The 3,221-nt window shown below is 56.5% G+C and carries 5 protein-coding genes; 3 read left to right on the top strand and 2 right to left on the bottom strand.

Going from position 1 to position 3,221, the window contains the following annotated elements:
• Positions 1-314, bottom strand: a 314-nt coding sequence (locus AC13CN_RS00060) for a transposase (protein ID WP_483052913.1), incomplete at its 3' end; no start/stop codon positions are given.
• 144 nt (positions 315-458) lie between these two features.
• Entirely contained in the window at positions 459-1,073 is a 615-nt protein-coding gene (locus tag AC13CN_RS00055; protein ID WP_483052912.1) for a hypothetical protein, read from the bottom strand.
• Between the two features lie 101 nt (positions 1,074-1,174).
• Here AC13CN_RS00055 and AC13CN_RS00050 point away from each other — a divergent pair, with 101 nt between their 5' ends.
• The 3 genes from AC13CN_RS00050 to AC13CN_RS00040 are packed head-to-tail and all read left to right on the top strand — an operon-like array spanning position 1,175 to position 2,974.
• Entirely contained in the window at positions 1,175-1,423 is a 249-nt protein-coding gene (locus AC13CN_RS00050; RefSeq protein ID WP_483052911.1) for a helix-turn-helix domain-containing protein, read from the top strand.
• Between the two features lie 37 nt (positions 1,424-1,460).
• The gene (locus AC13CN_RS00045; protein WP_483052910.1) at positions 1,461-1,865 is read left to right on the top strand and encodes a transposase; all 405 of its coding nucleotides are present in this window, start codon (positions 1,461-1,463) and stop codon (positions 1,863-1,865) included.
• On the top strand, positions 1,862-2,974 hold the full coding sequence (locus AC13CN_RS00040) for an IS3 family transposase (RefSeq protein ID WP_483052909.1): 1,113 nt from the start codon (positions 1,862-1,864) through the stop codon (positions 2,972-2,974). The genes AC13CN_RS00045 and AC13CN_RS00040 overlap by 4 nt, the downstream gene beginning before the upstream one ends.
• The last annotated feature ends 247 nt before the right edge of the window (positions 2,975-3,221 follow it).

The raw sequence follows: 3,221 nt of genomic DNA, 5'->3' as shown, positions 1-3,221 counted from the left end.
CGCTTCAGGTAGGGCGGCAACAGCGCGCTGCTGAAGGTCACCCCGTCGCCACTGCGGTCACGGACGCGGGGCACCTTGATCTCGACGTCGCCGATACCGGTTTGCACGGTGCGCTCCGGCAGGTAGCCGTTGCGGACGACGACACGGCGGCCGTCTTCCAGCGTCTTGTCGGCATATTGCTCCAGAAACGTGCTCAACTCCGCCTCCACGGCCTTGGCGATCAGGTCTCGGGCCCCTTTGCGCAGCAGCTCATGCAGCGGATCAGTAGCGCCGGTGTCTGGCTGCGTCACGGCTTGGAGAGTAGAATTGCTCATGGCGTATCCGTCCTATGTTGGTTGTGATCTGGCGAGATCAATCAACAGGATACGCCACCCTCTCTACTGCCCTCCATACACAAGAACTGAGCTTAACTCTCGCTAGCTCCAAGCACTCTGCTTGCCATCTCCGCAACCTCGTGCTCATCTACCTGACAGCCTATGTAGCGATTTTTCTAACGCACGCACTCGACCCATTAAGCGTGCGCTCCTGTCATAAGCATCACGATGATCAACCACGATGCTTGGCTTAAGGTCGGGGTATTCATCCATAAGCTCACAGAACGCCTCGACTTCACCCAGTGTAGAAAGGAATTCACTTTGCGTTTCTTTTAACACTTTCTCCAAGGCATATTGGCTCGAAGCCTTCTTTGCACTGAGGCTCTGTTCACTGCTACTTTCGCCTTTTGGAATAATGGTTGTATCTGTTGTTTCATTTACTGTTTGAGACACGAGCCGCTTGTGCCATGCTTCAAAGCTTTCTCCCTCCAGGCACAAGTTCACTTCTCTTATTGAAGCCAAAACATAATAAAGCTGATCGCGTTTGCGTTTTTCACGGTCTTTCTCCACCAAGCCAGCGGTGATTAGCTTTTTAATTCTTTCATAGATAAAACGCCGCAGAGCAGCGTGGTGCTCTGCGGCTATGCCATGCTGGTGTGCGTATTGGTCACGAAGGCTGCGAATAGTGAATTGAGCGTTATCAGTTTCTAAAAGGAGCTCGAAAATGCGCTTCTCAATCGAAGGAGGGGTACTCGACATGACCATCACCGTAGGAGAGGTAAAAACGAAATGCGGATTATAGTCCGTGGCTAGATAGGCCGCAACGAAGGATAGTCCCGCCAAAAGGAAATGAGGCGGGTATGGGTGAGCTAGCAACGACGCTGGGAAGAAATATCAGGGAAAAACGAAAAAAGAAGGGGTACTCACAAGACGCCTTTGCCTTAGCTACTGGTATCGACCGCAGCTATATAGGAAGAGTCGAACGAGGAGAAGTTAATATCACCGTTGAAAAGTTATATGAGATCGCTGCCGTGCTCCAATGTGAGCCAGCATCTCTTCTGCCAGCCCTGTGTGTCAACCTGAATCCATACACCGGCTCTATGAGTTAAGCTCAATATCAGAGCCCGAGGTTCAGGAGCCCGTATCATGCCAAAACCACCAACCGAGCTACCCGATCATCAGGTCACGCCGAACCCCATGTTGGAGAAGCGCACGCGTCGTCAGTTCTCGACCGAGTACAAGCTGCGCATCCTCGCGGAAGCCGATGCCTGCCAGCATGGTGAGCTCGGGCAGCTGTTACGCCGTGAAAAGCTCTACAATAGCCAGCTGACGACATGGCGTAAGGAGCTTGCCGAGAGCGGCGTGGAGAAGCTCTACAAGACCGCCCCGGGGCCGACCCCGAGCAAGACGCCGGAGCAGAAGCGTATTGAAGCACTGGAGCGAGAGAATGCCCGTCTTCAGCAACGGCTCTCGACCGCCGAAGACTGCCTGTCGCTCCAAAAAAAAGCCTTATCGATGCTCGATCGCCTGAACAATGGGAGCGAACCATGATCACGGTACTCGAAGAGCGCCCGGCGCACCTTCCAATGGCCATGGCCTGTCGCGCCCTGGGCATCAACCGCAGCACGGTGTACGCCTGGCGAAAGCGTCGCGATGAGCCTTCTACCGAGGCCACGACGTCACGCCGGCACTGTCCGCAGCCCAGAGCCCTGTCGGCCGAGGAGCGAGCGCAAATGCTGGAGATCGCGCATAGCGAGCCCTACCGGGATCAGCCGGTATATGAGATCTACCACGACCTGCTGCAGCAAGGGATCTATCTCGGCTCGCTCAGCACGTGGTACCGGCAGTTGCGTGAGGCCAAGGAGAGCGGTGACCGCCGTCCTCAGCGTGCGCCCCAACACCATGCCGTGCCACGTATTACGGCAAGGGCCGCCAATGAGGCCTGGACATGGGACGTCAGCAAACTGCCCACGCGGCGACGCGGCGTCTACCTCAATCTCTACGTGGTACTGGATCTCTACAGCCGCTTCATCGTGGCCTGGATGGTCTCCCACAAGGAGAATGCCGCCTTGGCTCGGCAGCTCTTCCAGGAGGCGGTGGATCGCTACGGCATCCCGCATGGCGCGCTGACGCTCCATCAGGATCGAGGCTCGCCGATGATCGCACGCAGCTACCTGGACCTCATGGGGGAGCTGGGGGTGACGTGCAGCCACAGCCGCCCGAGGGTGAGTAATGACAACCCGTTCAGCGAAAGCCAGTTCAAGACCAGCAAGTACCAGCCCGACTATCCCGGGCGCTTCGAGAGCATCGTCCATGCCCGGCAGTGGTACAGCGCCTACGTCGACTGGTACAACCTGCAGCACCATCACAGCGGGCTGGCTGGCTTCACGCCAGAGCAGGTCTTCACTGGCCGATACCGCGAGATTGCAGAGATCCACCAGCGAGCGCTCGATGACAGCTTCGAGGCGCATCCCGAGCGGTTCACGCGCGGGCGCCCCAAAGTGGCGATGCCGCGGGCCAGCGTCTCGATCAATCCGGTACAGCCCGATGACGACGACCCGGCACCCTACAGCGTGGTGAACTTCCCGACCCTGCTGGTGGCAAACGACACCGCGACGAAATCGACATTAATTTTTAACAAGCTGTCCGAATCAGGTTGACAGGTTCCGCCAGCTCAAACCACATTGTGATGTCGAGGGCACAAATGGCCAAAAGAGCCGGTATAAATATAACCTAGCGCCAGAAGGGCAATAAGAGGCTTGAGCAGTCTAGCGTCTCCCCACTTTTCCACAGGTGGTGCTGTAACTGCCTGAATAGCGTTGAAAATTTCAGTGCTATCAACGAGATCGGGGGCTTTCCCGCCGGTATCATGTTGTTACCCCTAACACCATGAACCAAAAGGAAAAC

The organism is Vreelandella sp. L-25 (assembly GCF_056857535.1).
The sequence above is the reverse complement of the archived record's forward strand: the minus strand, read 5'-3'. Positions and strand labels throughout refer to the sequence as shown.